The organism is Bradyrhizobium sp. HKCCYLRH3059, from assembly GCF_051168035.1.
In the GTDB taxonomy this organism is placed as follows: Bacteria; Pseudomonadota; Alphaproteobacteria; order Rhizobiales; family Xanthobacteraceae; genus Bradyrhizobium.
Window position 1 is genome coordinate 16,149 of the sequence record NZ_JBNPUF010000015.1, and the last position, 26,060, is coordinate 42,208.

Annotated in this window: 26 protein-coding genes and 1 riboswitch; of the genes, 5 read left to right on the plus strand and 21 right to left on the minus strand. The window is 66.6% G+C overall.

Annotated features, from left to right (window positions below; translation table 11 throughout):
- Window positions 1-2 precede the first annotated feature (2 nt).
- The 8 genes from ACQR13_RS31150 to ACQR13_RS31185 form a co-directional block, all read right to left on the minus strand.
- The gene (locus ACQR13_RS31150; RefSeq protein ID WP_315718456.1) at window positions 3-272 is read right to left on the minus strand and encodes a hypothetical protein; all 270 of its coding nucleotides are present in this window, start codon (window positions 270-272) and stop codon (window positions 3-5) included.
- Window positions 273-274: 2 nt separating this feature from the next.
- Window positions 275-1,513, minus strand: coding sequence for a flagellar hook protein FlgE (gene flgE / locus ACQR13_RS31155; protein ID WP_315754495.1), 1,239 nt, complete (start codon window positions 1,511-1,513; stop codon window positions 275-277).
- Window positions 1,514-1,535: 22 nt separating this feature from the next.
- Window positions 1,536-2,201 carry a flagellar hook assembly protein FlgD gene (locus ACQR13_RS31160; protein WP_315718454.1) on the minus strand — a complete coding sequence of 222 codons (666 nt, stop codon included), beginning with the start codon at window positions 2,199-2,201 and terminating at the stop codon, window positions 1,536-1,538.
- A 364-nt stretch (window positions 2,202-2,565) separates the two neighbouring features.
- Window positions 2,566-2,838 (minus strand): hypothetical protein, encoded by a 273-nt coding sequence (locus ACQR13_RS31165; RefSeq protein ID WP_315754497.1) that lies wholly within the window; start codon window positions 2,836-2,838, stop codon window positions 2,566-2,568.
- A gap of 231 nt (window positions 2,839-3,069) precedes the next feature.
- Window positions 3,070-3,495: a flagellar export chaperone FliS gene (fliS, locus tag ACQR13_RS31170; RefSeq protein ID WP_315828418.1), complete on the minus strand. Its 426-nt coding sequence runs from the start codon at window positions 3,493-3,495 to the stop codon at window positions 3,070-3,072.
- The gene (gene fliD, locus ACQR13_RS31175) at window positions 3,495-5,210 is read right to left on the minus strand and encodes a flagellar filament capping protein FliD (protein WP_434863547.1); all 1,716 of its coding nucleotides are present in this window, start codon (window positions 5,208-5,210) and stop codon (window positions 3,495-3,497) included. Before fliD ends, fliS begins: the two co-directional genes overlap by 1 nt.
- A 61-nt stretch (window positions 5,211-5,271) precedes the next feature.
- Window positions 5,272-6,096, minus strand: coding sequence for a flagellin (locus ACQR13_RS31180; protein ID WP_315718450.1), 825 nt, complete (start codon window positions 6,094-6,096; stop codon window positions 5,272-5,274).
- 138 nt (window positions 6,097-6,234) lie between these two features.
- Window positions 6,235-6,939: an RNA polymerase sigma factor gene (locus tag ACQR13_RS31185; RefSeq protein ID WP_315754502.1), complete on the minus strand. Its 705-nt coding sequence runs from the start codon at window positions 6,937-6,939 to the stop codon at window positions 6,235-6,237.
- Window positions 6,940-7,880: 941 nt separating this feature from the next.
- Here ACQR13_RS31185 and ACQR13_RS31190 point away from each other — a divergent pair.
- Both ACQR13_RS31190 and ACQR13_RS31195 read left to right on the plus strand, forming a co-directional pair.
- A complete protein-coding gene (locus ACQR13_RS31190) occupies window positions 7,881-9,212 on the plus strand; it encodes a hypothetical protein (protein WP_434863548.1) in 1,332 nt (443 codons plus the stop codon).
- Between the two features lie 18 nt (window positions 9,213-9,230).
- Window positions 9,231-9,956: a formyltransferase family protein gene (locus ACQR13_RS31195; RefSeq protein WP_315828421.1), complete on the plus strand. Its 726-nt coding sequence runs from the start codon at window positions 9,231-9,233 to the stop codon at window positions 9,954-9,956.
- Here ACQR13_RS31195 and bluB read toward each other — a convergent pair whose 3' ends face one another.
- Both bluB and ACQR13_RS31205 read right to left on the minus strand, forming a co-directional pair.
- A complete protein-coding gene (bluB, locus tag ACQR13_RS31200; protein ID WP_434863549.1) occupies window positions 9,957-10,613 on the minus strand; it encodes a 5,6-dimethylbenzimidazole synthase in 657 nt (218 codons plus the stop codon).
- Complete coding sequence (locus ACQR13_RS31205; protein WP_434863550.1) at window positions 10,610-11,950, minus strand: cobyrinate a,c-diamide synthase; 1,341 nt, start codon at window positions 11,948-11,950, stop codon at window positions 10,610-10,612. The genes bluB and ACQR13_RS31205 overlap by 4 nt, the downstream gene beginning before the upstream one ends.
- Before the next feature lie 47 nt (window positions 11,951-11,997).
- Here ACQR13_RS31205 and ACQR13_RS31210 point away from each other — a divergent pair, with 47 nt between their 5' ends.
- Window positions 11,998-13,128 carry a cobalt-precorrin-5B (C(1))-methyltransferase gene (locus tag ACQR13_RS31210; protein ID WP_316225769.1) on the plus strand — a complete coding sequence of 377 codons (1,131 nt, stop codon included), beginning with the start codon at window positions 11,998-12,000 and terminating at the stop codon, window positions 13,126-13,128.
- On the opposite strand, the gene cobM is transcribed toward ACQR13_RS31210, so the two are convergent.
- Genes cobM through cbiE form a run of 3 tightly spaced genes read right to left on the minus strand, consistent with a single transcriptional unit; the run spans window position 13,098 to window position 15,492 of the window.
- A complete protein-coding gene (gene cobM / locus ACQR13_RS31215; protein ID WP_315754514.1) occupies window positions 13,098-13,859 on the minus strand; it encodes a precorrin-4 C(11)-methyltransferase in 762 nt (253 codons plus the stop codon). The genes ACQR13_RS31210 and cobM overlap by 31 nt on opposite strands.
- The gene (locus ACQR13_RS31220; protein ID WP_434863551.1) at window positions 13,856-14,260 is read right to left on the minus strand and encodes a cobalamin biosynthesis protein; all 405 of its coding nucleotides are present in this window, start codon (window positions 14,258-14,260) and stop codon (window positions 13,856-13,858) included. The genes cobM and ACQR13_RS31220 overlap by 4 nt, the downstream gene beginning before the upstream one ends.
- Window positions 14,257-15,492: a precorrin-6y C5,15-methyltransferase (decarboxylating) subunit CbiE gene (cbiE, locus tag ACQR13_RS31225; RefSeq protein WP_434863552.1), complete on the minus strand. Its 1,236-nt coding sequence runs from the start codon at window positions 15,490-15,492 to the stop codon at window positions 14,257-14,259. The genes ACQR13_RS31220 and cbiE overlap by 4 nt, the downstream gene beginning before the upstream one ends.
- Window positions 15,493-15,506: 14 nt before the next feature.
- Between cbiE and ACQR13_RS31230 the strand changes: the two genes are divergently transcribed.
- A complete protein-coding gene (locus tag ACQR13_RS31230) occupies window positions 15,507-16,280 on the plus strand; it encodes a cobalt-precorrin-6A reductase (protein ID WP_434863553.1) in 774 nt (257 codons plus the stop codon).
- On the opposite strand, the gene cobJ is transcribed toward ACQR13_RS31230, so the two are convergent.
- The 8 genes from cobJ to ACQR13_RS31270 are packed head-to-tail and all read right to left on the minus strand — an operon-like array spanning window position 16,244 to window position 25,177.
- On the minus strand, window positions 16,244-17,011 hold the full coding sequence (gene cobJ, locus ACQR13_RS31235; RefSeq protein WP_316192274.1) for a precorrin-3B C(17)-methyltransferase: 768 nt from the start codon (window positions 17,009-17,011) through the stop codon (window positions 16,244-16,246). The two genes, ACQR13_RS31230 and cobJ, sit on opposite strands and share 37 nt — an antisense overlap.
- Entirely contained in the window at window positions 17,008-17,766 is a 759-nt protein-coding gene (locus ACQR13_RS31240) for a precorrin-2 C(20)-methyltransferase (protein WP_315718438.1), read from the minus strand. Before ACQR13_RS31240 ends, cobJ begins: the two co-directional genes overlap by 4 nt.
- Window positions 17,763-18,395 carry a precorrin-8X methylmutase gene (locus ACQR13_RS31245; protein WP_316192276.1) on the minus strand — a complete coding sequence of 211 codons (633 nt, stop codon included), beginning with the start codon at window positions 18,393-18,395 and terminating at the stop codon, window positions 17,763-17,765. The genes ACQR13_RS31240 and ACQR13_RS31245 overlap by 4 nt, the downstream gene beginning before the upstream one ends.
- Entirely contained in the window at window positions 18,388-19,662 is a 1,275-nt protein-coding gene (cobG, locus tag ACQR13_RS31250; protein ID WP_316192277.1) for a precorrin-3B synthase, read from the minus strand. Before cobG ends, ACQR13_RS31245 begins: the two co-directional genes overlap by 8 nt.
- A complete protein-coding gene (gene cobN / locus ACQR13_RS31255; protein ID WP_316192278.1) occupies window positions 19,659-23,078 on the minus strand; it encodes a cobaltochelatase subunit CobN in 3,420 nt (1,139 codons plus the stop codon). Before cobN ends, cobG begins: the two co-directional genes overlap by 4 nt.
- 9 nt (window positions 23,079-23,087) lie before the next feature.
- Window positions 23,088-24,125 carry a cobalamin biosynthesis protein CobW gene (gene cobW / locus ACQR13_RS31260; RefSeq protein WP_315718434.1) on the minus strand — a complete coding sequence of 346 codons (1,038 nt, stop codon included), beginning with the start codon at window positions 24,123-24,125 and terminating at the stop codon, window positions 23,088-23,090.
- A gap of 20 nt (window positions 24,126-24,145) precedes the next feature.
- On the minus strand, window positions 24,146-24,541 hold the full coding sequence (locus ACQR13_RS31265) for a DUF1636 domain-containing protein (RefSeq protein WP_315718433.1): 396 nt from the start codon (window positions 24,539-24,541) through the stop codon (window positions 24,146-24,148).
- 3 nt (window positions 24,542-24,544) lie between these two features.
- Window positions 24,545-25,177, minus strand: coding sequence for a HupE/UreJ family protein (locus ACQR13_RS31270; RefSeq protein ID WP_315828430.1), 633 nt, complete (start codon window positions 25,175-25,177; stop codon window positions 24,545-24,547).
- 119 nt (window positions 25,178-25,296) lie between these two features.
- Window positions 25,297-25,489: riboswitch (cobalamin riboswitch) on the minus strand.
- A 34-nt stretch (window positions 25,490-25,523) separates the two neighbouring features.
- On the opposite strand from ACQR13_RS31270, the gene cobU reads away from it, so the two are divergent.
- A complete protein-coding gene (gene cobU / locus ACQR13_RS31275) occupies window positions 25,524-26,060 on the plus strand; it encodes a bifunctional adenosylcobinamide kinase/adenosylcobinamide-phosphate guanylyltransferase (RefSeq protein ID WP_315754529.1) in 537 nt (178 codons plus the stop codon).

Consider the following 26,060-nt stretch of genomic DNA (forward strand, 5'->3'; position numbering starts at 1 on the left):
TCCTACTGTTCACGCTGCGGTCGGCGGCTGATCTGCGCGACACGGGCGTAGGTATTCAGCGCCGTCACCCTCACGGTGGCGACCTTGAGCTCTTCGTCGAGCAGCGCGCATTCACGCAGCAGCTTTCGTCGGACCGTTTCGATATCGTCGATCAAGGCCAGCAGTTGCGCGCGGTCGTCCTTGCCGGCGGTCGCAGCGCGCAGTCTCAGCCGCCGCAGCCTCTTCAGCAGAGCCTCGCCCTCGCCGAGCCGCTCCCTCTTCAGGTCGGCCATGATCACCTCATCGACGAAATCAGCGTGTCGTACATCTTGTTGACGGCCGAGATCACCTGCGATGCCGCCGAATAGGCCTGCTGAGCCGAGATCATGTTGCTGAACTGGCCCGTGGTGTCGGTCGTGCTCGATTCCAGCTCACTGCCGTAGATGGTTCCTGCACCATTCTCGCCGGACGCCTGCAGGGTCGCATTGCCCGACGTCGCCGTCGACGTGTACATGCCGCTGCTATGCGCCACGAGACCATTGGGATCGGCGAAGGTCGCCACCGCGAGCTTGTAGATCGGAACCGTCTGTCCGTTGGAATAGGTCGCCTCGACGAGGCCATTCTTGCCGACCGAAATGCTGCTCAGCGTGCCAAACGAGATGCCATCGGAATTGGCGCTGAAATTGGAGACGCTCGGCGTCGTGCTGCCGGACGACAACTGCGTCAGGCCGTCGGTGCCGCCGCCGGTGGTGCCGAAGCTGAGCGCGATCGAGCTCGCCGCGGCGCCGTTGTTCCAGGTGATACCGAGATTGGTCGAGGACACCGTGTTCAGCGAGCCGTCAGAGTTGAAATCGATCGTATAGGTGCCGCTCGTCACGGTGCCGTCCGACGCCGTCGCCGGCGCGAAATCGGCGGTCCATTCGTTCGCCGTCGCCCCCTTGGTCCAGGTGACGTTGAGCGCGTGCGATTGCCCCAGCGAATCGTACACGGTCATCGAGCTGCTGAAGGTGTCTCCGCTCGCGGCATCGGCCGGCAGGTTGGCCGCAAGCGACGTCTTGGTCGTCGCCCCACCATTCGTCAGCGCCACCTTCGTATTGACCGGCTCGAGGCCGTTGCCGACCACGTTGCCGGTTGCATCGGTGCGCCAGCCTTCGAGATAGTAGCCGTCGTTCTCGAGATAGCCGGCATTGTCGGTGGTGAACGCGCCGTTGCGGGTGTAGAAAGTCTCGCCTCCGGCCGAAGTCGAGTTGGTCGCGACGAAGAAACCCGAGCCCTGGATTGCGACGTCGGTCGCGTTGGTGGTGGCGGCCAGCAGCCCCTGCTGCGTGATGTTGGCACGGCCGGAGACCGAGACGCCCCCCGAGGAATAGGCTTTCGAACTGCTCGATGCCGTCACCAGCTGCTCGAACAGGCCGGAGGTGGTCTTGTATCCGGTCGTATCGGCGTTGGAGATGTTGTCGCTGATCATGGCGAGCGACGAACTCTGCGCATTGAGCGCCGAGATCGCCGATGACAGGGCTCCAGAAAGACTCATGATTGTACTCCGGGTAATGCCGTCAGGAGGTGACGCCGATGATGTTGCTGGCGCTGACAGGAACGCCGCCGACGGTGAGCGAGGGCGTGCTGGTCGAGGTGTCGATGCCGGTTACGGTCCCGGTGACCGTCGTGTAGTTGAGGACCGAGGTGCCCGCGGAGTCCGTCGCCGTCACGGAGATCGTGTACTGGCCGCCGTCGCTGAGCTGATTGCCGCTGGAATCGGTGCCGTCCCAGGTGATCGAATTGGCGCCCTTGTTGCCGGTCCCGGTGCCGGTCCAGACCGTGCTTCCGGAGGAATCCTTGATCGAGATCGAAACGTTCGATGCCGCCGACGACAGCGAATAGCCGAACGTCGCCGAGCCGTTCGAGAGAACGGCGGTGTCACTCTTGGCCTCGACGGTGTGACCGATGTAGTTCACCGAATTCAGCGTCACCAGGCTCGAGAACGAGCCGGCCAGCGAGGTCATGCTGCTGTTGAGCGACTGCTGCGAGGTGTAGTTGGCGTAGGACGTCATCTGGTTGATGAAGTCGGTCACGCTGGTCGCATTGAGCGGATCCTGGTTCTGGAGTTCGCTCACCAGGAGCTGAAGAAAGTCGGTCGAGCTGAGTGTCGTACGAGATGTGTCGCTGGATGATGAGGTCGATGAGGTGGTCGCAGTCGACGAACTCGCGGCAGAAACGGTCATGGCAGAACTCCGGCTCGCGCCGCGAACGACGGCGGGACACAGCACGACCACGCGGTCGTGAAGGCGTTTGCTGATCAAACGGCCGGAACGCCGATTCCAGGCGCACAATTAGTCGGTCGAATTAGTTGATCCGACGGCAGAATTTGCCGCCGCGCGGTTGCGCTGAGTGGGCAAAAATCGCCTGGTGCGAGGCTCCGATCTGCATCGGCGCGACGGTTCGCCGTCGCCGCACTCGGGCGCCCGGATTCGCGCGCAAGAGAGCTCGACAGATTGAGCGAGATGACTGATGCGATGGTGTTGCGCTTCCAGCGCCGAAGTCCAACCGGCCAAAGCGTAGCCGCCCAAGCTCGGCCCTGGCTAGGGCTCAGCCAGGCTGGTGGGCGTCGGCCGGGGCGGTTGCCGCTTCCTCTTGGGTCAGGCGATGGGCCGCAGCAAGGATGCGCGACGTCAAGCCCGCGGGTGCACGCGCCGGCGGCGACGACAGCGCCTCACGAACAAGACGTGCCTCGGACAGCAATCGATCGGCTTCGGGAGAGGATGCCAGCAGGTCAGCAGCTGACTGACGCTGCTCCGCTGGCCAGCGCGAGATGTCCTCACCCAGCCTGCCGATCAGATCCTCGAATTCCCTGACGTCCATCGTCCGCCCAATCCAGCGCTTCCAGCTTGGTCATAAAGCATTCAGCCCGCGAACGAAATTGATATCGGCAATTGTGGCGATCGACCGCAACCGGACACGGAAAACTCCGTACTTTTCGGGAGCCGTATGCACGCGAGGCCGCACTGGATACCGAAACGGGAGACAATGCAGCCCGTTTCTGATCCGTTTCCCAAGATTTCCGCGGTGCGGCAGGGGCCTGATTCGCCAGAGCTACCGAGGGTTGGCCGAATCACCGGCCGCTCGCTTTCCCCGGGTTGCCGCCTCGACAGCCTCCCACGCCTCCCGCAGTTCCAGCAGACTTTCGGTGATCCGCTGGAAATTCTCGCGCATGTGAGGTCGACCGTAGGCCCGCAGCGCGGCCACGATCAGGGCGTTGTAGGTTCCGAACAGCTGGTCGGCGACCGGCCCGCCGCGCGTCGGATCGAGGTGAAGGCTCAATCCGCGCAGAATGGCCGTCGCCCGGGTCACATGGATGTGCCCCTCCTCGAAGCGGCGAGCCTCCTGCGCCTGCAGCGACTTCTGCAAGCTCATCATCGCTCCGTTGAGCAGCATGATGACGGCCCGCAGCGGCGGAACGGCCACCGCAGCGCCGCGATAGGCCTGACTTGCGAATTGCGCCATCGAATTCTGGGTCATCAGTTACTCGAACTCGCGTTGAGAAGGGCTTTCAGATAAGTGAGCGTGTTGTTGGCGCTCTCGATCGCAGCCTGATATTTGGCGTACTGCGCCGTAAGCTGCGTCTGGAACGTGGAGGCCGAGCTCTTGATGTCATCGACCTTGGCCTGCATCGTGTCGTCCTGCGAGGTCAGATTATCGATCAGCGTCTGCAGCGATCCCGTGCTGGATGATGCGGTCTTGGCGATCTGGTAGATCTGGGTCGCGAGCCCCTGTGTGGAGGTCACGGTGATCGATTGCGACGTCGAGCCGGCATAGGTGAAGGCCATCCCGGCATAGATCGTCCCGGAATTGCCCACGATCGTGTTGCCGCTCACCGTGAACAGGGAGCTGTCGCCACCGACGGACGCCGCCGAAAGATTTCCCGACGAATCCACCGCCAGATCAAGGGTGAACGACTGCGGCGACGACCCGGTATTGACCACGCTGAGCTGGCTCGACGAGGTCTTGGTCTGCGCCGACAACAACGTCGTCACGCCGCTCAGATTGGTGCTGAGGATCGTCGACAGCGTGCTGGTATCGAGTTCGAGCTCGTTCTTCTCGTTGAACGACAGGCCAAGGTCGGCCATCGTCAACCCGCCGACCGAGGTTCCGAGCACGGCCTGAAGCGAATTCATGATGTCGCGCATGGTGCCGTCGCCGAACAGGACGGAGCTCGAGGACGCCGTCCCGTCTGAATTGGTGGTCTGCTGCGCGATCACGGCATCGCGGAATGCATTGTAGTCGGTAACGAATGTCTGCAATGCCGACGAGATCTGGCTCGTGTCCGTCCCGATCGTGACGGTCAGCGTCGTTCCGGACGGGGTCGCCTGCAGCAGGTCGAAGGTGACGCCACTGAGAACGTCGGTGATGTCGTTGGTATCGCGCGTCAGGCTGATCCCATCGAGCGTGAATTCCGCTGCCTGCGCGGTCTGCAGCACCGTCGCGAAGGCTCCCGAGCTGTCGGTCACCCCGAGCTTGTTGAGGACGTCGTCCCCGGACGAGCTTGCATAGGTGATGTCCGCGGCATCCTGGGTCCCCGTCAACACCAGCTGATAGGACCCGCTCGATACCTGGACGATCGACGCCTCGACATTGGTCGTGGAGCTCTGGGCATTGATCGCGTCGACGACATCCTGCAGCGACATGCCGCTGGTGATGGTGATGTCGGCCGTGCTGCCCCCGGACAGGCCGAGCGAGAACGTACCGGAATAGCCGAGTGCCGCGGTCTGGCTCGACTGCGTCGTACCGGTCACCTTGTGAGCCGTGGCGACCTGGCTGATCGTCAGCGTGTGGCTGCCGGTCGCGGCTCCGTTGCTCACCGACATCGACAGAGCCGATGAGGCGCTGACGTCGCCGGTCGCGCTGATGGTGGCGGCCCGCGTGGCGAAGGCGTTGGTCGCAAGCGAGTTCACCATCGACGTCGCCAGTGACGACAATCCCGATGACAGCGTCTTCAGCGTGGTCTGCAGCGTCTGATACGCCGTGATCTTGGCCTCATTGGCCGTGATCTTGGTCGAGATCTGGGTCGCCTGGGTGAGCTTGGCATTGACGGCGGACTCGATCAGCGCGGTCCAGTCGATTGTGCTCGTCGTGCTCGTGCCCGACGTCGTGAGCGAGCTGCTCGAGCTCGTCGACGATGATGAAGAAGACGACGTCGTGCTGCTCGTGCTCGAGGTTGCGCTGCTCACCGTCATCCGTCGTCGTCCTCCAAGGAAAAAGCCGGACCGGCGAGGCGCCGGCCCGGCAGATCACGGCTCAGCCCAGCAGCTTCAGGAGGTACTGCGGGATCTGGTTGGCGGCGGCTTCCGCCGACACCGCGGCCTGGGTCTTCACCTGCGCCGACGACAGCTTCGCCTGCTCGGACGCGATGTCGACGTCCTTGATCGCGGAATTGGCCGATTGCAGGTTCTGCGTCTGCGTGGAGATCGAGTCGGCCGAGAAGTTGAAGCGCGACTCCTGCGCGCCGATGTCGGCGCGGGCCTTCGACACGGTGTCGATCGCGGTGTCGAGAGCGGTCAAGGCTGCGGTCGCGCCGGTCTGGGTGCTGACGTCGAGCGACGAGACGCCGAGCGTGCTCGCGGTGAGATCCGACAGCGTGATGTTGATGGTGTCGGACGCGGACGAGCCGACCAGGACCGAGACGCCCGACGAGAAGGTGCTGGTGCCGTCGAGCAGGCTCTGGCCGCTATAGCGCGTTCCGGTCGCGATCGACGAGATTTCACTGGTGAGCTGCGAGAATTCCGACTGGATGTAGGTGCGGCTGGTTCCGACCGTGGTGCCCGATGCGGACTCGGAGGCCAGCGACTTCATGCGCGCCAGGATGTCGCTGATGTTGGATGCGCCACCATCCGCGGTCTGCAGGATCGACGTCGCCTGCGCCGTGTTGGTCGCAGCCTGCTGCAGCGTGGTGATGTCCGACGAGATACGCGTCGAAATGGCGAGACCGGCCGCGTCGTCCGAGGCTGACGTGATGCGCGAACCGCTCGACAGCTTGGAGAGCGAGCTCGTCTCCTGGTTGGAGTTGATGTTCAGGTAGCGGACGGCGGAGTTGGCGGCGATGTTGGTGGAAATTGCGGGCACGGTGAGGACTCCTGAGTGATCGGCAAAGCACGCCGCATCGTGGAAGGACTGACGGTGCGGATCGGCCCCGTCTGACCGATCAAACGGAAGCGCCTGCGGGAATCAGGCGGGAATTCTCCCGCGACGGGATTTTTATGGTTAGCAATCCGTGAAGGCGCCGCGAATGTCGCGCTCGTGACGCCGCAGCATGTCGCGCAGATGCTGGCGTCCCCGTTTCAACAGCGACTCCACGGCGGCCACTGTCGTGTCCATCACCTCGGCGATCTCGCCGTTGCTCATGTTCTCGTGATACGACAGGATCACAGCGATCCGTTGCTGTTCCGGAAGCCGCTGCATCGCTCCTTCCAGGAGGTCGCTGAGCTCCGCACGCTCGATGACGCTCACTGCATCCGGCTTGCCGTCCGCAACCTCGGGCACCACATCGACATTCTCGGTCCGCGGCTTGCGCCGGATGTCGATACAGCGGTTGCTGACGACGCGATAGAGCCAGGTCGAGAATTTGGCGCGGCCGTGCTGCCACCGCCCGCGGTGCGTCCAGACCTTCAACATCGTATCCTGCACGACGTCCTCTGCATCGGCAGCATTGCCGACGATGCGCAACGCAATCGCATAGGCGCGGTCGATGTGGCGCTCGACGAGGAGACGAAATGCGAGTTCCTCTCCGGTGGCCAGCCGGTCGAGCAGATCCTTGTCCTCGTCAAAGATCGCAGCCTCGCCTGGCGGCGCGGAGTCGGGAACGGTGCTGGCCGACTCGCTCGACAGCAGCGTCGCAACGTCCGGCGCCTCCGGCTCCTTCGAAGATACGCCATCGGCCGGGGCCCAGACGTCCAGCGCGTAGCTCATTTCCGAATCTCCAACCCGCAATGCCGACTACGCAATTCGCAGACGGCTTCCGATCGTTGAACGCTGCGATCGAGAGAAGCAGGCGAAGATTTTTTGTGACTTTTCAGATAGTTAGGTGGAATGTTTTGCCTAGGGACAGGCAAATTCTGCCGCACGCGGATCGAGCGCTCGACGGTCGTTGAGAAGGAAAGGCCGATGTTCGGCATGGCGGGAGTTTCATTCCGGAAGACGAATTCAGCAGAAAACGCGAGCTGCAACGCTTACTAACAGCATCCGTGGATGCGTACCGCGCACGCCAAATCCGCGCTCGCGCAAGGTCCGGAATTCTTGCGAAACGATCATCTCGCCCGGCAATTTTTTCCGAATCACCTCGACGAAATTATCTCATTTTTCGACTCTGTCAGTTGCCGCAGACGCGATTTTTGAATCGCGTGACGATTTTTGCGACATGACGCGCCTGATCTGTCGCGTTCGTACGTTGTAGTTGCTGATGACGCGACAAAATGGAGCGAACGACGTGATGCGTCGCGCGCCATCGACACATGCCTGGATGTCCATCGATGTCCATAGCGTCACCGAATGTTGCTGAATGTTTCGATCGATACAGACTCTCCGGAGCGGAGTTGCGTTCAACGTATCAGCGTGAAGCGCGGGATCCGCACAGCGATCGCTTTTGCGCGCCCAATCGCTCACGTCAGTGCTGGTTAACTTGATCAGACCGGACGCGAATGCTCGTACTTCCGCTTCTGCAATCACGATGTCGATTCAACCGTTGGGGATTCGAGCGGCGCGCCCGGCAACATTGCGAAACGAAGTTCGCGTTTTCCGTGTCGAGAGCCTCGTCCTACGCGCATCATCGCAAGTCATCGGCGCAAGCACATGCGCGATCGACGCGCCTGATTGGCTGACGTGGTCCGTTTGATTGTGCAGGAGGACCCGGCATGACGCGACAAGACCCGAAGACCATTGACGACGACCCGGTGCAAGCCCTGCGCGCTCTCGGCGTCAAGCTCGGTCAGCAGCAAGGTCGTCGTCTCCAATGGCTGTCGCGGACGTTCGGGCCGCCGATTCACTGCGGCGACCGTCCGTCGCTTGGCCGTGGCCGTACGGTCGTCCTGCTCGACCCGCCGACGGGCGCGGGTGCCGAACTGCTGCATGGCTCGCTGACAACGTATGACGCCGTGGTCATCCCCTTCGGCGAAAATCCTGCGTTCGATTTCCTGAAATCCAAGTTGACCGCGTTCGGTACCGTCGGCACCTCAGCCGACGGTCCGCATGAATTGTGGTGGGGCGGCCGCGACTGGCCTGCTCCGGAGGCGGCACCCGCACCTGCGATGCGTGTCGTGTCCTGCCATCCAACGACGGTCGGCGACCTGCACGTCTATCATCTCAGACGCTCGCTGCAGCGGTTCGGGCTCCCATTCGACATCGAGGCGATCGATCGACGCCCCGGCGAGCGTCTGAGCGCTGCCGACAAGGCCGACTTCATCGCGCGGATGTGGCAGCGTCACCGCGAGCCGCTGTTGTACGTCGAGGCCGACGTGATGTTTCAAGCCGCCCCGGACCTTCCTCATCTGACGGGCTGCGACTTCGCCGTCCATAAGTGGAACGGCTGGGAGATGTCGCCGCGCACCCTCTATTTCGGTCGCTCCAAGGCGGCCGAGACAATGCTGACGACCTGGCGCGAGATCGCCTCGTCATACCCCGATGTCTGGGGCGGCTATCTGATCGACCAGGCCTGGAGTGCGGTAACGTCTCAGATCGCGCTCGACACGGTCTGGCTTCCCCGCAGCTTTCATGCCGTTGCAGGGGAAGCCGGGGTCCGCAACGCGACGATCGTGCACAATCTGAAGCCGACCAAGGCTGATCTTGGTCCCGACCCGGACTTCGCCGAGGTGGCGCGGTCGCCGCGGCGGGCTGGGCGCGTCGGCGCGCTGGAGTCGCTGCTCGTGGTGCGCTCGAGAGTGAAGTCCGACCGGGGCATCACGGTCATCCTGCGCGACGTCGAACGCAGTAGCGCACGCGCAACGGCTGACAGCATCGAGAGGCTGACGAGCGCCTTCGTCGCCGATTGCGGCGGCTTTGGCCGCCTCGAGCTTTCGCTGTGCTCGTGGCCGCCGGAGGTTCGCATCGCGAGGGAGGCCGCTTTGCTGGCTGACAACATGGTGCTCGAGATCATCCCCGGTCAGGAACTGCCGGCCGATCTGTTCGCCGCCACCGCCGCCTCGGAAGCGACGCGCCGGCCCGCCAGCTTCAACGCCCATCGCCACTGACGCCAGCCAGGACAAATCATGTTCGACACCATCATCCTTCTCACCGGCAGCCGCGACCAGCAGCTCGCATTGTCGGAGCTCCTGCGGGCGCACAACCCTGCCCTCGCATTCCGTTTCGCGGTCAGCCTGCAGGACATCGAAGCCATCGAGCGCGACGTGCTCGGCAGATCCCGCCTGCTTGCCTTCACGACCGGCGTCATCGTGCCCGCCGCCATCCTTCAGGCGCTCGGCCACGGCGCCTACAATTTTCATCCGGGCCCGCCGGATTATCCCGGCTGGGCACCGGCCCATTTCGCGATGTACGACGGTGCGACGCGCTTCGGCGCGACGGCCCATGCGATGGAGACCCGGGTCGACTGCGGCGCGATCGTCGGTGTCGAGACGTTCGACATCCCGCAAGGCGTGGATGTCCGCGGCTTGGAGCAGATGACGTTCGTGCGGCTCGCCTATCTGTTCTGGCGGATGTCGCGCGACCTCGCCTGCCATGCCGGCCCGCTGCCGGCACTCGGCACCGGTTGGAGCGGCGCGAAGAGCACCCGGCAGATGTACGCCGCCATGTGCGACATGCCCGTCGACATCGATCCGGCCGACATGGCGCGCCGCATCCGCGCCTTTCACGACGATTTCCGCGGCATTCCACTGACCCTCAACCTGCACGGCACACGGTTTCAGCTCATGCGCGCCGCGGACGCTGTCGGCGAGCCGATGACGGTTGACGCACCGGCGTTGGCGCTCGCATCGTGACTAGCGCTTGAGCGGCTTGACCACGGTCTGGTCGAGCCGCGTTTCCCAGCCGTGACGTTCCAACTCGGGATCGTCATGCTCCTCCTGCGGCCAGCCGACGCAGAGATACGCAATCAGGCTCCAGTCGGACGGCAACTCGAGTTCACGACAGACAGCCGCCGGGTCCAGGATCGACACCCAGCCGACGCCGAGACCTTCCGCGCGCGCTGCCAGCCAGAACGTCTGGATCGCCGCCACCACCGAGTAGCGGAGCGTTTCCGGCATCGTGGCGCGGCCGAGACGATGACCGGTGGCAGCGCCCTCGTCGGCACAGACAGCGAGATGGACCGGCGCCTGCGTCAAGCCTTCCAGCTTGAGGCTTGCATAGAGCGCGCGGCGCTCACCATCATAGCCGGCGAGCGCGGCCTGGTTCGCGTGCTGGAAGTTCTCGATGACCGTCGCGCGGCGCTCAGGGCTCTCGACGAGCACGAACCGCCAGGGCTGGCAGAAGCCGACGGATGGCGCATGGGACGCGAGCGCGAGCAACTGTTCGATCAGCTCTGGGGAGACCGGATCGGCGCGGAAACGGCGGACGTCGCGACGCCAGCGCACCAGCTCGGCAAAGCGCTGCCGGAATGTCGCGTCGAACTGCGGAGGGCTTCGGCCTAGCTCGCTCATGCGCCCTCCCCGCTCAGGACGTGCAGGAACGATCCGGTCACCGACCCGCGCCGGGCGCCGTGCTCGGCGACAACGCCGCCCGACGCATCGCGGCACGCGATCAGCGGATCGTCTGCCTCGCTCAGGATGGTTGCATAGTGGAATTCGTGACCGTGAACGACGGCCCCTCTTCCGCCGAGACTGCAGTCGGCCAAGAGCGTCGCTTGACGATAGCCGAGATGCAGGCGGCGGCGCGCGAACGACGTTTCCAGCGACAGCAGCCCGGCCATCGCATGCCGGACACCGTGAGCATCCTCGAGTCCTGTCCCCAGCGTCATGTAGCCGCCGCACTCACCGTGGATCGGCACGCCGCGTAACGCCATCGCGCGCAACGCATCGAGGAACGACCGCGCCGAGGCCAACCGTCCCGCGTGCAATTCGGGATAGCCGCCTGGCAGCCAGACCGCGTCGGCTGCGGGATCGGGAGCCTCGTCGTTCAACGGCGAGAACGGAATGGTCTCCGCGGCCTGAGCGCGCCAGTGCCGGAGGAGGTGCGGATAGCTGAACGAGAAGGCGGCATCTGCTGCGAACGCGATGCGCTGTCCGGGCGGTTTGAGGCCGAGGCTGGATGTCTGCGCCGCCAGATCGGGCGCGCGGATCGGGTTCGCGAGAGCGAGCAGCGCGTCGAGATCGACCGATCCGGACACGCTGGCCGCGAGACGCTCGAGATGGGCCTCGATGGCCGTGATCTCCTGGGCCTGGACCAGGCCGAGATGACGTTCCGGCAAGGTCAATTGCGCGTCCCGCGCCAGAGCGCCGAGGACCTTGATTCCGATAGCCGCGAACGCCGGCTCGATGAGCGCTCGGTGGCGCTCGCTCGCGACCCGATTGAGGATCACCCCGGCCACGCGAACGTCGTCGCGAAAACGCGCGCAGCCGAGCGCGACGGCGGCGGCCGTCTCGGTCTGCCCGCTGACATCGAGAACGAGCACGACCGGCCAGCCGGTCAGGGCTGCGAGATCGGCGGCCGAGCCGCTGCCCGCGCGCCCGGGATGTGACGCACCATCGAAGAGGCCCATGACGCCCTCGACGATGGCGATATCGGCATCGGCGGCAACGCTGCAGGCAAGCCCGAGCAGTTGCCGCGCCGACATCGCCCAGCCGTCGAGATTGTAGCTCGTCCGTCCTGCAGCGGCCGTGTGATAGGCGAGATCGATATAGTCCGGGCCGCATTTGAAGGGTTGCACGCGCGCGCCGCGCCGGCTGAGCGCACGCAAGAGCCCGAGCGTGACCGTCGTCTTGCCGGCGCCGGAACGCGGCGCGGCGACGATGATTCCGTTGGGCGCCACCATGGTCATGGCCGCAACGCCGCCGAGGCATGGCAAAATGTGCTATGCGAACGGACATGAAGGAAACTGCGGATCCGCCGAACCAACCGCTGAAGCGTGGCTGGACGACCGGCAGCTGCGCCACGGCTGCGGCGCGCGCCGCCTACGAGCTGCTGATCACGGGCAACTGTCCTGCCATGGTCGAGATCGCCTTGCCCGGCGGGCGTCGCGTCGGCTTTGCGATCGCGATGCATGAGACCGACGGCACCAAGGCAACCGCGGGCGTCGTCAAGGACGCCGGCGACGATCCCGATGTCACGCACGGTGCGCTGGTCAAAGCGACTTTGCGGCGCGGTGCAGACAATTCCGGCGTGACGTTCCGCGCCGGCCCCGGCGTCGGCACAGTGACGCGACCGGGATTGCCGCTGCCGCCGGGAGAACCTGCGATCAATCCGGTGCCGCGCGAGATGATCGCGGCGGCGATCAATGAGGCCGCTGCCGCGCTCGGCGCGGCGCGCGATGTGGCCGTCGAGATCTCCATTCCCGGCGGCGAGGAGCTCGCCAGGAAGACGCTGAACCCGCGGCTCGGCATTGTCGGCGGCCTGTCGATCCTCGGCACCACGGGAATCGTGGTGCCGTTCAGTTGTGCTGCCTGGATCCACTCCATCTATCGCGGTATCGACGTCGCGCGCGCGGCTGGCCTGCCGCACATCGCTGGCGCGACGGGAAGCACGTCCGAGAAGGCCGTGCAGCAGCTCCATGGCCTGCCGGAGACGGCGCTGATCGACATGGGCGATTTCGCCGGCGGCATGTTGAAATATCTGCGCCGGCATCCGGTCGCCCGCGTCACCGTGGCCGGCGGCTTCGCCAAGATGACCAAGCTCGGCCAGGGCCTGCTCGACCTGCATTCGCGCGCCGGCGAGGTCGATCTCGGCTGGCTCGCGAACACGCTGCATGACGCGGGGGCGCCGGCCACGCTGGTCACGAGCGCACGCACGGCCAACACCGCGCTGCAGGTGCTGCAGGAGGCCGAGCGGGTCGGATTTCCCGCCGGCGAGGCCGTCGCGCTCGCCGCCTGGAAGACGGCGCGGCGTGCGCTGGGCGACAACGACATGGCCCTCGACGTCGCCGTGTTCGACCGTGACGGCCGGCTGGTGGGACAAAGTCAGGGACCGGCTCATTCGCCCCTCCCGCGGAAGCGCCGCTGATAGCCGGTATCGTACAGCGCGCTGTCGCGAAAATCCTCGGCTGCGAGCGCGCGGCCCACGAGGATCAGCGCGGTCCGCTCCACGGCGGAAGCCGCGGCTTGTCCGACGATCGTCGCCAGCGTGCCGGTCAGGACCAACTGATCCGGCCAGCTCGCGCGATAGACGATCGCCACCGGACAGTCGTCGCCGTAATGCGGCCGCAGCTCGTCAACGACTTTATCGAGAACGTGGATCGAGAGATGGATGGCGAGCGTGGCGCGCGACTGCGCGAACAGCGAGAGCTGCTCCGTCTCCGGCATGGCCGACGCGCGGCCGGACGTCCGCGTGAGCACCACCGATTGGGCGAGGCCCGGCAAGGTCAGTTCGCGGCCAAGCGCGGCGGCAGCCGCCGCGAACGACGGTACGCCCGGTGTGATCGTGTAGGGGATCCGCAATGCATCGAGGCGCCGCAATTGCTCGCCGAGCGCGCTCCAGATCGAGAGATCGCCGGAATGCAGTCGCGCCACATCTTCGCCAGCGAGCGTGGCGCGCTCGATTTCGGCGACGATTTCGTCGAGCGACATCGGTGCCGTGTCGACGATACGCGCGCCAGGTGGACAATGATCGAGCAGCGCCCGAGGGACCAGCGAGCCCGCATAGAGACAAACCGGGCAGCGCGCGATCAGGTCGCGGCCGCGCAAGGTGATCAGGTCCGGCGCGCCTGGACCCGCGCCAACGAAATGCACCGTCATGAGGCAGGCTCCGCAACAATGGCGCCGTCGCCCTCCGCCACCGCGCAGGTCGCTACGGCGTTTGCGACGCGCACGAGGATCAGCCGGGCATTCACGCCGGCGGCAGCGAGCGCCGCCGTCTCGGCAACCGAAGGTACACCCTTCAAGCACCTGACGCGATCGCTCCGCGTGATCGCGCGATCGGCAACAGCCGCCATGTCAGCAGAGGCGATGGCGACGAGCGGACGGCCAAGCCGCTGCGCGGCGCAGATCACGCCAGGCTCACTGGCCTTGTCAGTCGCAGTGGCGAGCACCGACACGTCTGCGGGCGCGAGGCGCGCAAGCGAGAGCGCATGCGCGATGATCGCCTCGATATCTGCGACGTCGGCGGCACGCCGGCAACCAATCCCGAGCGCGATCATGGCTTCGTCACCCGCCACTGCGTGATCGGCATGGCCTGCCGCCAGCCATGCATGCGGCCAACCGGCTCGATGCGCGAAACGGCGATGCGGATCAGTTCACCGCCATGCTGGCCGAACAACGCGCTGAGCCGCGTCTCGCCTTCGAGCGACACCACGTTGGCGACGAGGCGGCCGCCGGGTTTCAGCCGCGACCAGACGGCTTCGAACACCCCCGCTTCCGAGATGCCGCCGCCGATGAAGACCGCATCCGGCGTTTCGAGATCCGCCAGCACCGCTGGCGCGCGCCCCGTCACCAGTGTCAGCTCGGGAGTGCCGAGCGCCAGCGCGTTGCGCATCGCCCGGTCGGCCCGGTCCTGGCGCGCCTCGATGCCGATTGCGCGCAACGAGCCATGACGCAGCAGCCACTCGATTGCCACCGAACCCGAGCCCAGCCCGACGTCCCACAACAGCTCGCCCGGACGCGGCGCCAGGGCCGACAACGTCACGGCGCGGACCTCGCGCTTGGTCAACTGGCCGTCATGCTCGAACAGGTCATCGGCAAGACCGGCGGTCAGCGGGATCACGGGCGCATCAACCTCCGCTTCGACATCGATCGCGATCGTCGTCAGCGGATGAATATCAGAGAGATCGAACGCGTCGGCCGACGCGCTGCGCACCCGTTCGTGCGCGCCGCCGATCGCTTCCAGCACCGTCAGGCGCGAGCGTCCCATGCGGCGTGAGGTCAGCAGCGCGGCGAGCCGTGCGGCAGTGGAACCGTCCCAGGCCAGGGCCAGAATGCGCGCCGCCGGCGCGAGATGGCGGATGATCCCTTCGAGCGGGCGGCCGTGCAGCGTCACCTGCGCCACATCCTGCAGCGGCCAGCCGAGCCGTGCCGCCGCGAGGCTGAAGGCCGAGGGCTGCGGGACGCAAAGCATCTCGGCGGACGCGAAACGCTGCATCAGCTGCTTGCCGACGCCGTAGTTGAAAGGATCGCCGCTTGCGAGAACGACGACGGGCTCTCCCCGTCGCGCCGCGATCTGGTCGAACGCGAGCTTCAGCGGGCTGGGCCACGCCAGCCGTTCCCCCGCAATCAACGGCGCCGCAAGCTCGAGATGGCGCGCGCCGCCGACCACGAGCGCCGCCTGCGCGATGAGACGTCGTGCAGACGTCGAGAGACCGTCAACACCATCCTCGCCAATCCCGACGATGGACAGCCAGCGCTGCGCGTTGCAAGTTGCGGCCGAGTTCACCATGGACCCTGCCCCGCATGCGCATCCTCATTCTCGGCGGGACGACCGAGGCTTCGGAGCTGGCGAAGCTGCTCGCCGGCGACGACCGGTTCGCAGCGACGCTCTCGCTCGCCGGCCGCACCGCTTCGCCCAAACCGCAGCCGCTGCCGACGCGCATCGGCGGCTTCGGCGGCATCGCCGGACTCGAAGCCTGGCTGCGCGATCATGCAATTGACGCCGTCGTCGATGCCACGCATCCCTACGCCGACCAGATCTCGCGACATGCGGTTGCAGCCTGCCATGCGCTGTCGGTGCCGCTGGCGTCGATCCGGCGCGCGGCATGGCAACGTCAGGCCGGCGACCGCTGGATCGAGGTCAGCAGTGCCGACGACGCGGCTTCCGCGCTCGGAGCAGATCCGGCGTGTGTGTTCCTCAGTCTTGGGCGCCTGGAGCTCGCAGCCTTCGCAGCAGCCCCGCAGCATCACTACGTCGCGCGAACCATCGATCCGCCTGGCGACGTCGCGTTGCCGCCCGACATTCGCTTCGTCCACGATCGCGGGCCGTTCGACGAGGCGACAGAGGAAGCCTTTCTGATCCAGGAGCGCATCGCCTTCGTGGTGTCGAAGAACTCCGGAGGCGCCGCGACCTATCCGAAAATCGCAGCCGCGCGGCGGCTCGCGATTCCCGTGGTGATGATCGCCCGACCCGACAAGCCGCAGGGCGTCGCGCTGGACGGCGCGCGAGCCGCGTTGCAATGGCTGGAGGCACGACTGGCTCATGCGCCGCCCTCGACCTCGCGGCGCAGCGTATAGACAAACGGCGCCTTTCCCTCGCGCGCGATCAGGCGCGTGGCGGTCGATCCGATCAGCACGAGCGTTCGCATGTCCGCCTTGCCGGGATCGACCTCGCCCAAGGTGGTGATGATCCGTCGGACATCACCACTGCCGGCGGCCCGCACCATGACGACGACGGTCGACTCCGGCTTGATCCGCCGCAACAGCGCGAACGCCTCGCCCAGCTGATGAGGTCGCGCCTTGGACAGCGGATTATACAGCGCGATGACGAAGTCGGCGGCGGCAGCCGCCTCGAGGCGGCGGCGGATGGTCGTCCAGCTCTTGAGATTGTCGGACAGCGAGATCGCGCAGAAGTCGCCACCGAGCGGCGCCCCGACCTCGGCCGCCGCCGCCAGCATCGCGGTGACACCAGGCTCGACGCGGATGTCGAGGTCACGCCACGCCGCCGGTCCCGCCTCGACCGCTTCGAACACCGCCGCGGCCATCGCGAACACGCCGGGATCACCGCCCGACACCACCGCGACCTGCTTGCCGTCGCTTGCGAGCCCGAGTGCGTGGCGGGCGCGGTCGAGCTCGACGCGATTGTCACTGGCGTGCCGGATTTGACCCGGACTCGTCGTCGTCACCCTGTCGAGATACGGTCCATAGCCGATCAGATCGGTCGCGCCTGCGATGGCGGCCGCGGCGGCCGGCGTGATCAGTTCGGCCCGCCCCGGGCCGACGCCCACGATCGTCAGCGTACCCGTCATAGCCGACGCCCTTGTCCGGGGATCAGGATCATCGAGAAATAGGGGCCGCGGTCCAGTTCCACCTCGGCCAGCGGCGCGACACGCTGCGCTTCCATCGTACCGCGCTCGACATAGAGCGCGCGATCGAGCAATCCGGCGCTGATGATCGCGCGCTTCACTTTAGCAAGGTTGCGCCCGACCTTCATGATGACGGCGGCCTCGCAACGCGTCAGCCGGTCATGCAGGACGTCCTCGCCCAGCGTGCCCGGCAGCACGGACAGGACATCGTCGCCCCAGGTGATGGGAACATTGGCCTTGGTCCAGCAGCCGGACATGCCGGTGACGCCCGGGACGACCTCGACCGGATGATCGCGCTCGAGCCGCCGCCACATATGCATGAACGAGCCGTAGAAGAACGGGTCGCCTTCGGACAGCAGACCGACCGATCGCCCCGCCGCCAGATGCGCGGTGATGCTCTCCGACGCGCGCCGGTAGAAATCGGCGATCTGGGACTGATAGGACAAGTCGGCGACGGGCAATTCCTCCGTGACCGGATATTCGAGCCGCAGCTCGTGGCGGCCGGATTCCATCAACGGCGCCACGATCCGTCGCGCGTTGCCTTCCATCCCGCGCTTGGCAAAGAACGCCACCACGTCGACGGACCGAACCAGACCAGCGGCGCGCAAGGTCAGATAGCGAACGTCGCCCGGACCGACGCCGATGCCGTACAGCGTACCCGGATCGGCCGAGCCCGCGATGGTGTCGAGCAGGCTCATTCGACGTCGCTCGCGATCGCATTCACCGCAGCAACCGCCATGGCGCTGCCGCCCTTGCGGCCCTTGACGATCAGATACGGTACCCGACCATCGGCCGCGAGCGCCTCCTTGGACTCGCGGGCTCCCACGAACCCCACAGCCGTTCCGATCACCGCCGCCGGTCGCGGCGCGCCCTGATCGAGCATGTCGAGCAGATGAAACAACGACGTCGGCGCATTGCCGATCGCCACCAGGGCGCCGCCGAGATGCGGCCGCCACAGCTCCAGCGCTGCTGCGGATCGGGTCGTGCCGAGCTGCGCGGCGAGCGCCGGCACCTCGTGCGCATCGAGCGTGCAGATGATCTCGTTCCTCGCCGGCAACCGCGCCCGCGTGATCCCCTGCGCCACCATCTTGGCATCGCACAGGATCGGCGCGCCACGATCGAGCGCCTCCCGCGCCGCGGTGGCGAAGTGTTCGGACATCGCGATGTCGGAGGTGATCTCGACCATGCCGCAGGCATGGATGATACGCACGGCGATCTTCTCTTCCAGTCCGCGGAAGCGCGACAGATCGGCCTCGGCGCGGATGGTCGCGAACGAGCGGCGATAGATCTCCGCGCCGTCCTTGATGTAGTCGCGCAGCTCAGACATCGGCCTTTTCTTTCGTTTCGAACAGCCCGTCGACGTCGATCTCGGTGGGATCGAGCATGCCGCAGGGCTCGCTCTTCACCGTGCCGTTGCGGACGACGTGATAACCTTCGCCCTCGCCGACCAGCACGACGTCCGCGGCTGCCGAGCGTGCGCAGCCCTTGGCGCAGCCGGAGACGTGCAGCGTGCCGTTGAATCCGGTCCGAGCCATCGCATCCGCGAGCAGGCCGGCATGCTGTCGCGTCGCCAGTCCGGTCGATGGACAGCAGCCGACGCCCGAGCAGGCGTCGATGCGCATCAGTGGATCGGCATCGTCGACGACCAGACCGAGCCGGGCGGCATCCGCCGCCAGTTGCTCCGCGATCACGGCACCCGCGGCGACATACAGCGCGCGCCATGGTGACAAGCGGACCTCGGCGACATCGTGTGCCGCAAGCATGGCCGCAAGCCGCGCCAGCGTGCCGCTATCAATGCGGCCGAACGGCACGCCGAGACCGACGGCGCAGGTTTGATCCGTCAGAGCGATGACGCCGCAACGTCGCTGCGAAATGGTTGCCGACGCCGTCGCGACGGCGTTTGAAACATCGAGGCCCAGTTCGGCGCGGATGGCAGCGCTCGCTTGCGGCGGCAACGTCGCGGAACGTCGCGTCGGGCTGTGTTGCAGCACCAGCCGCGCGAGGTGAACGGCCGTCGACGCCGCGTCGGTCACGGCTGCCGTTCCCAGCCACACATAGTCGTTTGAACCGGCAATGCCGACGGCGATCCGCCTCGCCTCAGTACCACCACAGGCGACGAGACGAACGTCCGCGGCGAGCCCGGTCAGCGGCAGCCTGCCGCCACCGTCCAGCGCAAAGCCGAACTTGGGCGGCAGCGCATGGAGCGCCTGATCCGAGGCCAGCAGCGTCTCCAGCTCGGCGGCGACGGGGCGCATGTCGACCCATTCGGCCGGGTCGAGTCCCGCCAGCGGGTTGACGACGATGTTGCGGATGGCCTCGAGCTCGGCGCTGTCATCGAGCAGGCCGAGCGATGCCATCAGCTCCCACAGCGGCGCGAGCGTCTCGGACGATACGCCGCGTATTTGCAGATTGGCGCGGCGCGTGAGGTCGATCTGGCCGTTGCCGTAGCGCCGAGCGGCCTCGGCAAGCTCACGCAGCGCCGACACCGGCAACGCGCCGCCATGCGGCCGGACACGAACGATGAGGCCGTCGCCGCTCGGCATCGGCCGCCGCGCGCCCGGGCACCAGCCCTTGATCTCGACCGAGGCGGTCATGACGCGCTCTCCGCTTGCGTCAGGCGCGTGCGGGCATGCGCAAGCTCATCGGCGACGGCATTTCGGCGTGGCACCCACAGCTGCCGACGCAGCGCGTCTTCGAATCGCGCCACGATCGCGGCGACGGCCGCGGGATTGCGTGCGGTCATGCCGTCCAGCACGGCCTCGTCACGCAGCAGCGCGCCATGCGCCAGATCGAACAGGTGCTCGGCAACGGTGTCGGAGGTAGCCGCAAAGGCGTAGAGCGCGTCGACGCCCTGCGCGATCTCGGCGACGCCGCGATAGCCATGCGCGAGCATTCCCGAGATCCAGCGCGGATTGGTGAGACGGCCGCGCACCACGCGGGCAATCTCCTCGCTGAAGCTCCGCGCCGCGGGCGCCTCCGGACGGCTGGTGTCGAGATGCAGCAGTACGGGCGACGCGCCGAGCGACGCTGCAGCGGCTGCGAAGCCTCCGGCGAAATCGGCCACCTCCTCGCCATCGAGGAGGTCGCGCTCACGATCGTCCTGCGGATGCACGAGGGCATCGGCGCTACGGACGCGGGCGCGGAACGTGTCGGAGGCCGACACGCCGTCATGCGCTCCGCCGAAACTGTAAGCGGTGCTCTCAAGATACGCTTCGCCGAGCTGCGACCGGCTCGTCCAGTCCATCCCGAGCGCGAGGTCGGCGGCAACGGCGCCGTAGCTGCCGGGTGCGCCGCCGAACACGCGCGCCAGGCTCTCGCCGCGCCGCCGTGCCGCGGCCAGCGGATTGTCGGCATCGTCCTCGTCGAGTGACGCCACCTTCTGCACGGCGAGATCAAACAGCGCGATCTGCGCTTCGAACAGGTCGCGGAACAGCCCCGAGATCCGCAGCGTCGCATCGATGCGCGGGCGGTCGAGCATCGCCAACGGCAGCACGTCGACGCCGGTGACCCGATTGGAGTTGAGGTCCCAGCGCGGCCGCGCGCCGAGATAAGCCAAGGCCTGGGCCAGATCGTCGCCGCCCGTGCGCAGCGATGCGGACGCCCAGAGATCGAGCATGAGCGCGCGCGGGTAGTCGCCATGATCCTGCAAATAGCGCCGGATCACCTCATCAGCCGCGCGTACGCCGACCAGGGCCGCGGTCCGGGTCGGGATCGCGCGCGGATCGATCGCGGTCAGATTGCGGCCCGTGGGCAGCACGTCGAGACGGCCGCGGCTCGGCGCTCCGGCGGGACCGGCAGCAACGCGCCGGCCATCGAGCGCGGCGAGCAACGCGCTGCGCTCGGCCGCAGCGCTCGCGGCGATCCGTGCGGCGATGTCGGCGCGATCGACCGTCACCGCCTGCCCCATCGCCGCCGTGATCGCATCGGCCAGCAGGGCGGTCGCCGCCGTGTCGGGCGCCTCCCCAAACACGTGCAGGCGGTCGCGCACCGCGAGCTCCTTGATGTCGCAGAGCTGCGCGTCGAGCTGCGCGATCGCCTCGCGTCCGGTCATGGCACGGTCGAGCCCGCAATCGGCGGCCAGGCCGCCCTGCCAGGCCCGCGCGACGATCTCCTCCTCGAGCAGTTTCAGGCGGCGTTTGTCGAGGCCATCCGCCTCGGCATATTCCTCGACCAGCCCCTCCAGCTCCAGCAGGGATCCGTGCAGACCGGCCTGCGACAGCGGCGGCGTCAGATGCCCGAGCGTCAGTGCCGACAACCGCCGCTTGGCCTGCATCGCTTCGCCGGGATTGTTGACGATGAAGGGGTAGATCACCGGCAGCGGGCCCAGTACGGCCTCGGGCCAGCACGCATTTGACAGCGCCAGCGCCTTGCCCGGCAGCCATTCCAGCGTGCCATGCGCACCAAGATGGATCAGCGCATCGATCCGCTCGGCCTCTCGCAGATATGCATAGAGCGCGACATAGGCGTGCCGCGGCGGCACGCTGGTGTCGTGATAACCGGACTTGCGATCGGCGCGACTGCCACGATCCGGTTGCAACAAGATCAGGAGTTTTCCCGCACGCAGCACCGGAAAATGGAAGGCGCCATCCCGGAACGCCGGGTCCGCTTCCGCCTCTCCCCAGATGTCATGTAGCGCACGCTGCAGATCGTCCGGCAACGGCGCCAGAGCACACCGATAGGCCGCGAGCGGCACCACGAGCTGATCTGCCTCGTCCCGCAGCAGCGTTTCGATATCGTCCGCAGTCGGCGCTACACGGCCGATATCGTACCCCGCCTCCGCCAACAACCGCGCAATGGCGGCTGCGCTTGCGCTGGTGTCGAGACCGACGGCGTAGCCGCAACGCCCGCCGCGCGACGGATAATCGGAGAGTACCAGCGCCACGCGCCGCTCGCTGGCCGGCAGCCCCCGCAATTGCGCCCATCGCGCCGCCAGTTGCGCGACGTAAGCAATGCGGTCCTGTTGAGGCACATAGCGCATCGCGCTGAACTGCAGACGCTCATCCGCCGGCGCCTCGCCCTTGAACGCAATCGGGCGCGCCAACAGCCGGCCGTCGAGCTCCGGTAGCACGACATTCATCGCAAGGTCCGTCGGCGACAGTCCGCGCACCGACGAGGCCCAGGCCTCTTCCGTGCTCTGCGCCTGGATGATTTGCAGAACTGGTGCATCGGCCACGTCGAGCACCGTGGTGCCGTCGTCGCGCAGCGCCGAGAACGCGGTGGCGTTCAAAATGATCGCAGGACGCCGGCGCTGGACGAGTCGCGCCAGTGCATCCCCAATATTGGGATCCTTCAGGCTGGTCACCGCGACCGCGACTGCCGCCAGCCCTTTGGCTTCGATCGCCCGCATCAGCTCAGCAATCCCGGCCGTATCGGCAGCGAGCAGGCTCGCACGGTAGAACACGATCAGCGCGCTCGGCCGCGCATCATCATGGCTGCAGAGATCATCGATGCCGACGGCTCCGCGATCGGGCATGAAGCCGACGATCGAACCGATCGCGATCGGTTCGGCAAACTGCGCGTCGCGCCCGAGCAGCGTCGCGAGATAGCGCAGGGCCTCGCGCGCATTGCCGACCCCGCCCTCGTGCAGATAACCGTAGAGACGCGAGGTCGCGTCCTGCGGCAAGGTCGAGAGCTCAGCAAGCCTGTCGTCGGCGCGATCGTCACCCGGCAGTGCCGCGAACAGGATGTGGCGGCTGCGGCAGACCGATGCGATGCGCTCCAGCCCGTAGCGCCAATAGTCGAGCCCGCCGAGACAGCGCACGACGACGGCGCGCGCGCCCAGCACGACGCGGTCGACATAGAGATCGACCGACATCGGATGCTTCAGCCGTTTCAAGCTGGCGAGGCGCAGGCTCGGCAGGTCATCCGACGACACGGTCCAGGCTTCGGCCAGCGCCGACAGGTCGGTGTCCGAGAACGACAGCACGACGATCTCGGCCGGCGACTGTGCAAGATCCACGGCCTGTTCGAGGTCGTCGAGATCCGCGCCCGTTGTCGCCAGCAGGTGCATCGGTGACGCCTATCCTGTGATCAGGCTCTGGATGGCGGCGGCATCGAGGCCGCGCTCGCCGATGATCACCAGCCGCCCCTGCCGCGATTCGCCCGAGCGCCACGGGCGCTCGAACTGATGCTGGATGCGGCTGCCGACGGCCTGCACCAGGAGGCGCAGCGGCTTGCCGGCGACTTCCACGAACCCTTTCACCCGCAACACATCATGTGCGTCGACGGCGGCCGCGATGCGGTCGACGAGCGCATCGGGCGAAGCCTGCGCCGGAACGTCGAGCACGAAACTCTCGAAATCGTCGTGATCGTGCTCGGCCTCGTTGTCGTGATGCGACGGCCGGGCCGCGAGATCGTCCTCCGCGGCGGCACCGAGTCCGAGCAGCACCGAAGCCGACAGCCTGCCGTGCTCCGTCGCGATCACCTTGACGGCACGCTGCACCTTCGCCGCGATCTCGGCGGCGACATCCTTGCGCTGCTCCTCGCTCATCAGGTCGCTCTTGTTCATCACGACGAGATCGGCGCACAACAGCTGGTCCTCGTAGACCTCCTCCAGCGGATTGTCGTGATCGAGCGACGCATCGGTGGCGCGCTGCGCGGCGAGCGCTTCGGGATCATCGGCGAAGCGTCCCGCGACCACCGCCGGACCATCGACGACCGCAACGACGCCGTCGACGGTGACGCGCGTCGCGATCTCGGGCCAGTTGAAGGCCTGCACCAGCGGCTTCGGCAGCGCCAGCCCCGAGGTCTCGATCACGATATGCTCAGGCGGCTCCTTCTGATCCAGCAGGCTCCTGAGCGCGGGGACGAAATCATCGGCAACGGTGCAGCACAGGCAGCCGTTCGACAGCTCGACGATGCGATCCTCCGGACAATCCGGCACGCCGCACCCCTTCAGGATGTCGCCGTCGATGCCGACATCGCCGAACTCGTTGACGATGATGGCGAGCCGGCGACCGTTCGCGGTCTCGATCAGGTTGCGCACCAGCGTGGTCTTGCCGGCGCCGAGGAAACCGGTGACGATGGTGCAAGGCGTCTTGGCGAACGACTTCGTCATGGCGATGCGATCTCTCGTTTTCAGCGTGGCGCTGACAGCGCAGGCACGCGGGCGACGGTGTTCTTGCGAATGTATTCGGGACGCTCGCGCCAGGCCGGCAGACCGGCGTCATGGCGCTGATGCAGTTGCGCAAATGTCAGCACATCCCGCGCATGCAGATCCGGATCGAGCGCGCCGAGCACATAGGTCCATTTGCCCGGCGCCGTCACCGCAACCGTGCACGCACGATTGCAGTTCGACAGACACTCGACACCGACAACGGTGACACCGGCGCGCTGCGCGGTCGGCAACGTCTCGATCGCGGCGAGCAAACGGGCTCCGGCCCGCGGCTGATCAGGCGGCGTAGGTTCCGTCCCCTGCGAACGGCAAGTGACGCAGACGAACAGCGTCGTCTCACCAGTCTCGGATGCGGTCATCAATCAGCCGATCACGCCGGCCGCCGTCGCCGCGGCGACCCCACCCACCAGCACGATGGCAGCGCCCGCGAGCCGCAGCGCCAGCGGCGCAGCCGTCTTGGCCTTTGCCGACAGCAGCCTGGTGCCGAGGAACGCGCCGGCGGCGATGATGGTCTGGATCACGAGCAGACCGACGAGATAGGCCCCGAGCGGGGTATTCTCGGCCCCGACGATCGATTCGCCCAGCGCATATCCATGGACGAGACCGGTCACGGCGAACAGGCCGGCGACGGGCAGCACACCGAAACGGCCACGCATCACCACCACCAGCCCAACCACGACGGTGGTCAGGCCGACCAGCAGCTCGGCAGCCGGGATGTTGGCCTTGGCCACATGAAGGCCGACGCCCGCGATCATCGCGGTGGTGAAGGCGAGCACCGGCGCGAAGCCGCGGCCCAGAAGCGCTGCAACGATGCCCGCGCCCACGATCGCCGCCAGATGGTCGATTCCGATGACAGGATGGCCGAGGCCGGACAGCATCCCCTGCGCAAACGTCTGCGGCAGCTTGCCCCCCATCATGTGATGCGCGAAGGCGGGATCGGTGGCGAGCAGCACCAGGCTCGCGGCTGCAAAGGTCGTGGTACGGGTCAACTTCATGGCCGTCTCCGTCGCTTGCCGGCTCCCCAGAGGACCGGACGATGCGCTGCATCCGACGGCATCCCACCCATCCCGGCGGGATCAGAACCAGCATCGCGACTCCCCGCGCGACGGGTCGGCCAACAGCAATCTCGACGGCAGGTCTCCTGGCTTTCGGGTCGCTGCATGGGGCCACCTTCCCGGTTTCCCAGTGGTGTCTTGGCCTCACACTCGCCGATTACAGTTGCGGGGGCAGCCACGGCCTTGGGTCAAGAACCCGCACCGTGTTCCCTAAATCTCTCCTTTCGGAGAACCGTCATCTGTTAGATACGGGTCGCACCAAAGCCCGTCAATCGGAATCGTCCCCATGGTCCCCGCCCCGCCGCATCCCGCCCTGCCGCGCCTGACGCTGGTGCTCGGCGGTGCGCGCTCGGGCAAGAGCCGCCATGCCGAGGCCCTCGTCACCGCCCTTCCCGCGCCTTGGACCTATGTTGCGACCGCGCAGGCCTTCGACGCCGAAATGACCGACCGGATCGCCCAGCACAAGGCGCGCCGCGCCAAGGGATGGCAGACGCTGGAGACGGCGCATGATCTCGCGGGCCTCGTCCGGGCAAGCGGAGAATCGGGCGTACCGATGCTGATCGATTGCCTGACGCTCTGGCTCAGCAACGTGATGCTCGCCGACATGAACGTGCCGGCCAGATGTGCCGAGCTGATCGACGCGCTCAGGAACGCGCATGGCCCGATCGTGGCCGTGTCCAACGAAGTCGGATTGGGCATCGTGCCGGACAACGCGCTCGCGCGCGCCTTTCGCGATGCCCAGGGGCGACTGAACCAGGACATCGCGGCCTTAGCGGATCGCGTGATCCTGATGGCGGCGGGACTGCCGCTGACGTTGAAGTGA

What these genes read in the sequence shown, in the direction of transcription:
- cobM (WP_315754514.1), bottom strand. Translation starts at nt 13,859, where the DNA reads ATGACGGTGCATTTCGTTGGCGCGGGTCCAGGCGCGCCGGACCTGATC.
- ACQR13_RS31185 (WP_315754502.1), bottom strand. Translation starts at nt 6,939, where the DNA reads ATGAGCTACGCGCTGGACGTCTGGGCCCCGGCCGATGGCGTATCTTCG.
- ACQR13_RS31240 (WP_315718438.1), bottom strand. Translation starts at nt 17,766, where the DNA reads ATGAGCCTGCTCGACACCATCGCGGGCTCGGCCGATCCGGGTACGCTG.
- ACQR13_RS31270 (WP_315828430.1), bottom strand. Translation starts at nt 25,177, where the DNA reads ATGAAGTTGACCCGTACCACGACCTTTGCAGCCGCGAGCCTGGTGCTG.
- ACQR13_RS31265 (WP_315718433.1), bottom strand. Translation starts at nt 24,541, where the DNA reads ATGACCGCATCCGAGACTGGTGAGACGACGCTGTTCGTCTGCGTCACT.
- fliD (WP_434863547.1), bottom strand. Translation starts at nt 5,210, where the DNA reads ATGACGGTGAGCAGCGCAACCTCGAGCACGAGCAGCACGACGTCGTCT.
- cobN (WP_316192278.1), bottom strand. Translation starts at nt 23,078, where the DNA reads ATGCACCTGCTGGCGACAACGGGCGCGGATCTCGACGACCTCGAACAG.
- ACQR13_RS31210 (WP_316225769.1), top strand. Translation starts at nt 11,998, where the DNA reads ATGAAGGAAACTGCGGATCCGCCGAACCAACCGCTGAAGCGTGGCTGG.
- fliS (WP_315828418.1), bottom strand. Translation starts at nt 3,495, where the DNA reads ATGACCCAGAATTCGATGGCGCAATTCGCAAGTCAGGCCTATCGCGGC.
- cobJ (WP_316192274.1), bottom strand. Translation starts at nt 17,011, where the DNA reads ATGACGGGTACGCTGACGATCGTGGGCGTCGGCCCGGGGCGGGCCGAA.
- cbiE (WP_434863552.1), bottom strand. Translation starts at nt 15,492, where the DNA reads ATGGTGAACTCGGCCGCAACTTGCAACGCGCAGCGCTGGCTGTCCATC.
- ACQR13_RS31195 (WP_315828421.1), top strand. Translation starts at nt 9,231, where the DNA reads ATGTTCGACACCATCATCCTTCTCACCGGCAGCCGCGACCAGCAGCTC.
- cobU (WP_315754529.1), top strand. Translation starts at nt 25,524, where the DNA reads ATGGTCCCCGCCCCGCCGCATCCCGCCCTGCCGCGCCTGACGCTGGTG.
- ACQR13_RS31150 (WP_315718456.1), bottom strand. Translation starts at nt 272, where the DNA reads ATGGCCGACCTGAAGAGGGAGCGGCTCGGCGAGGGCGAGGCTCTGCTG.
- ACQR13_RS31160 (WP_315718454.1), bottom strand. Translation starts at nt 2,201, where the DNA reads ATGACCGTTTCTGCCGCGAGTTCGTCGACTGCGACCACCTCATCGACC.
- flgE (WP_315754495.1), bottom strand. Translation starts at nt 1,513, where the DNA reads ATGAGTCTTTCTGGAGCCCTGTCATCGGCGATCTCGGCGCTCAATGCG.
- ACQR13_RS31205 (WP_434863550.1), bottom strand. Translation starts at nt 11,950, where the DNA reads ATGACCATGGTGGCGCCCAACGGAATCATCGTCGCCGCGCCGCGTTCC.
- cobG (WP_316192277.1), bottom strand. Translation starts at nt 19,662, where the DNA reads ATGACCGCCTCGGTCGAGATCAAGGGCTGGTGCCCGGGCGCGCGGCGG.
- bluB (WP_434863549.1), bottom strand. Translation starts at nt 10,613, where the DNA reads ATGAGCGAGCTAGGCCGAAGCCCTCCGCAGTTCGACGCGACATTCCGG.
- ACQR13_RS31165 (WP_315754497.1), bottom strand. Translation starts at nt 2,838, where the DNA reads ATGGACGTCAGGGAATTCGAGGATCTGATCGGCAGGCTGGGTGAGGAC.
- ACQR13_RS31220 (WP_434863551.1), bottom strand. Translation starts at nt 14,260, where the DNA reads ATGATCGCGCTCGGGATTGGTTGCCGGCGTGCCGCCGACGTCGCAGAT.
- ACQR13_RS31230 (WP_434863553.1), top strand. Translation starts at nt 15,507, where the DNA reads ATGCGCATCCTCATTCTCGGCGGGACGACCGAGGCTTCGGAGCTGGCG.
- cobW (WP_315718434.1), bottom strand. Translation starts at nt 24,125, where the DNA reads ATGACGAAGTCGTTCGCCAAGACGCCTTGCACCATCGTCACCGGTTTC.
- ACQR13_RS31190 (WP_434863548.1), top strand. Translation starts at nt 7,881, where the DNA reads ATGACGCGACAAGACCCGAAGACCATTGACGACGACCCGGTGCAAGCC.
- ACQR13_RS31245 (WP_316192276.1), bottom strand. Translation starts at nt 18,395, where the DNA reads ATGTCTGAGCTGCGCGACTACATCAAGGACGGCGCGGAGATCTATCGC.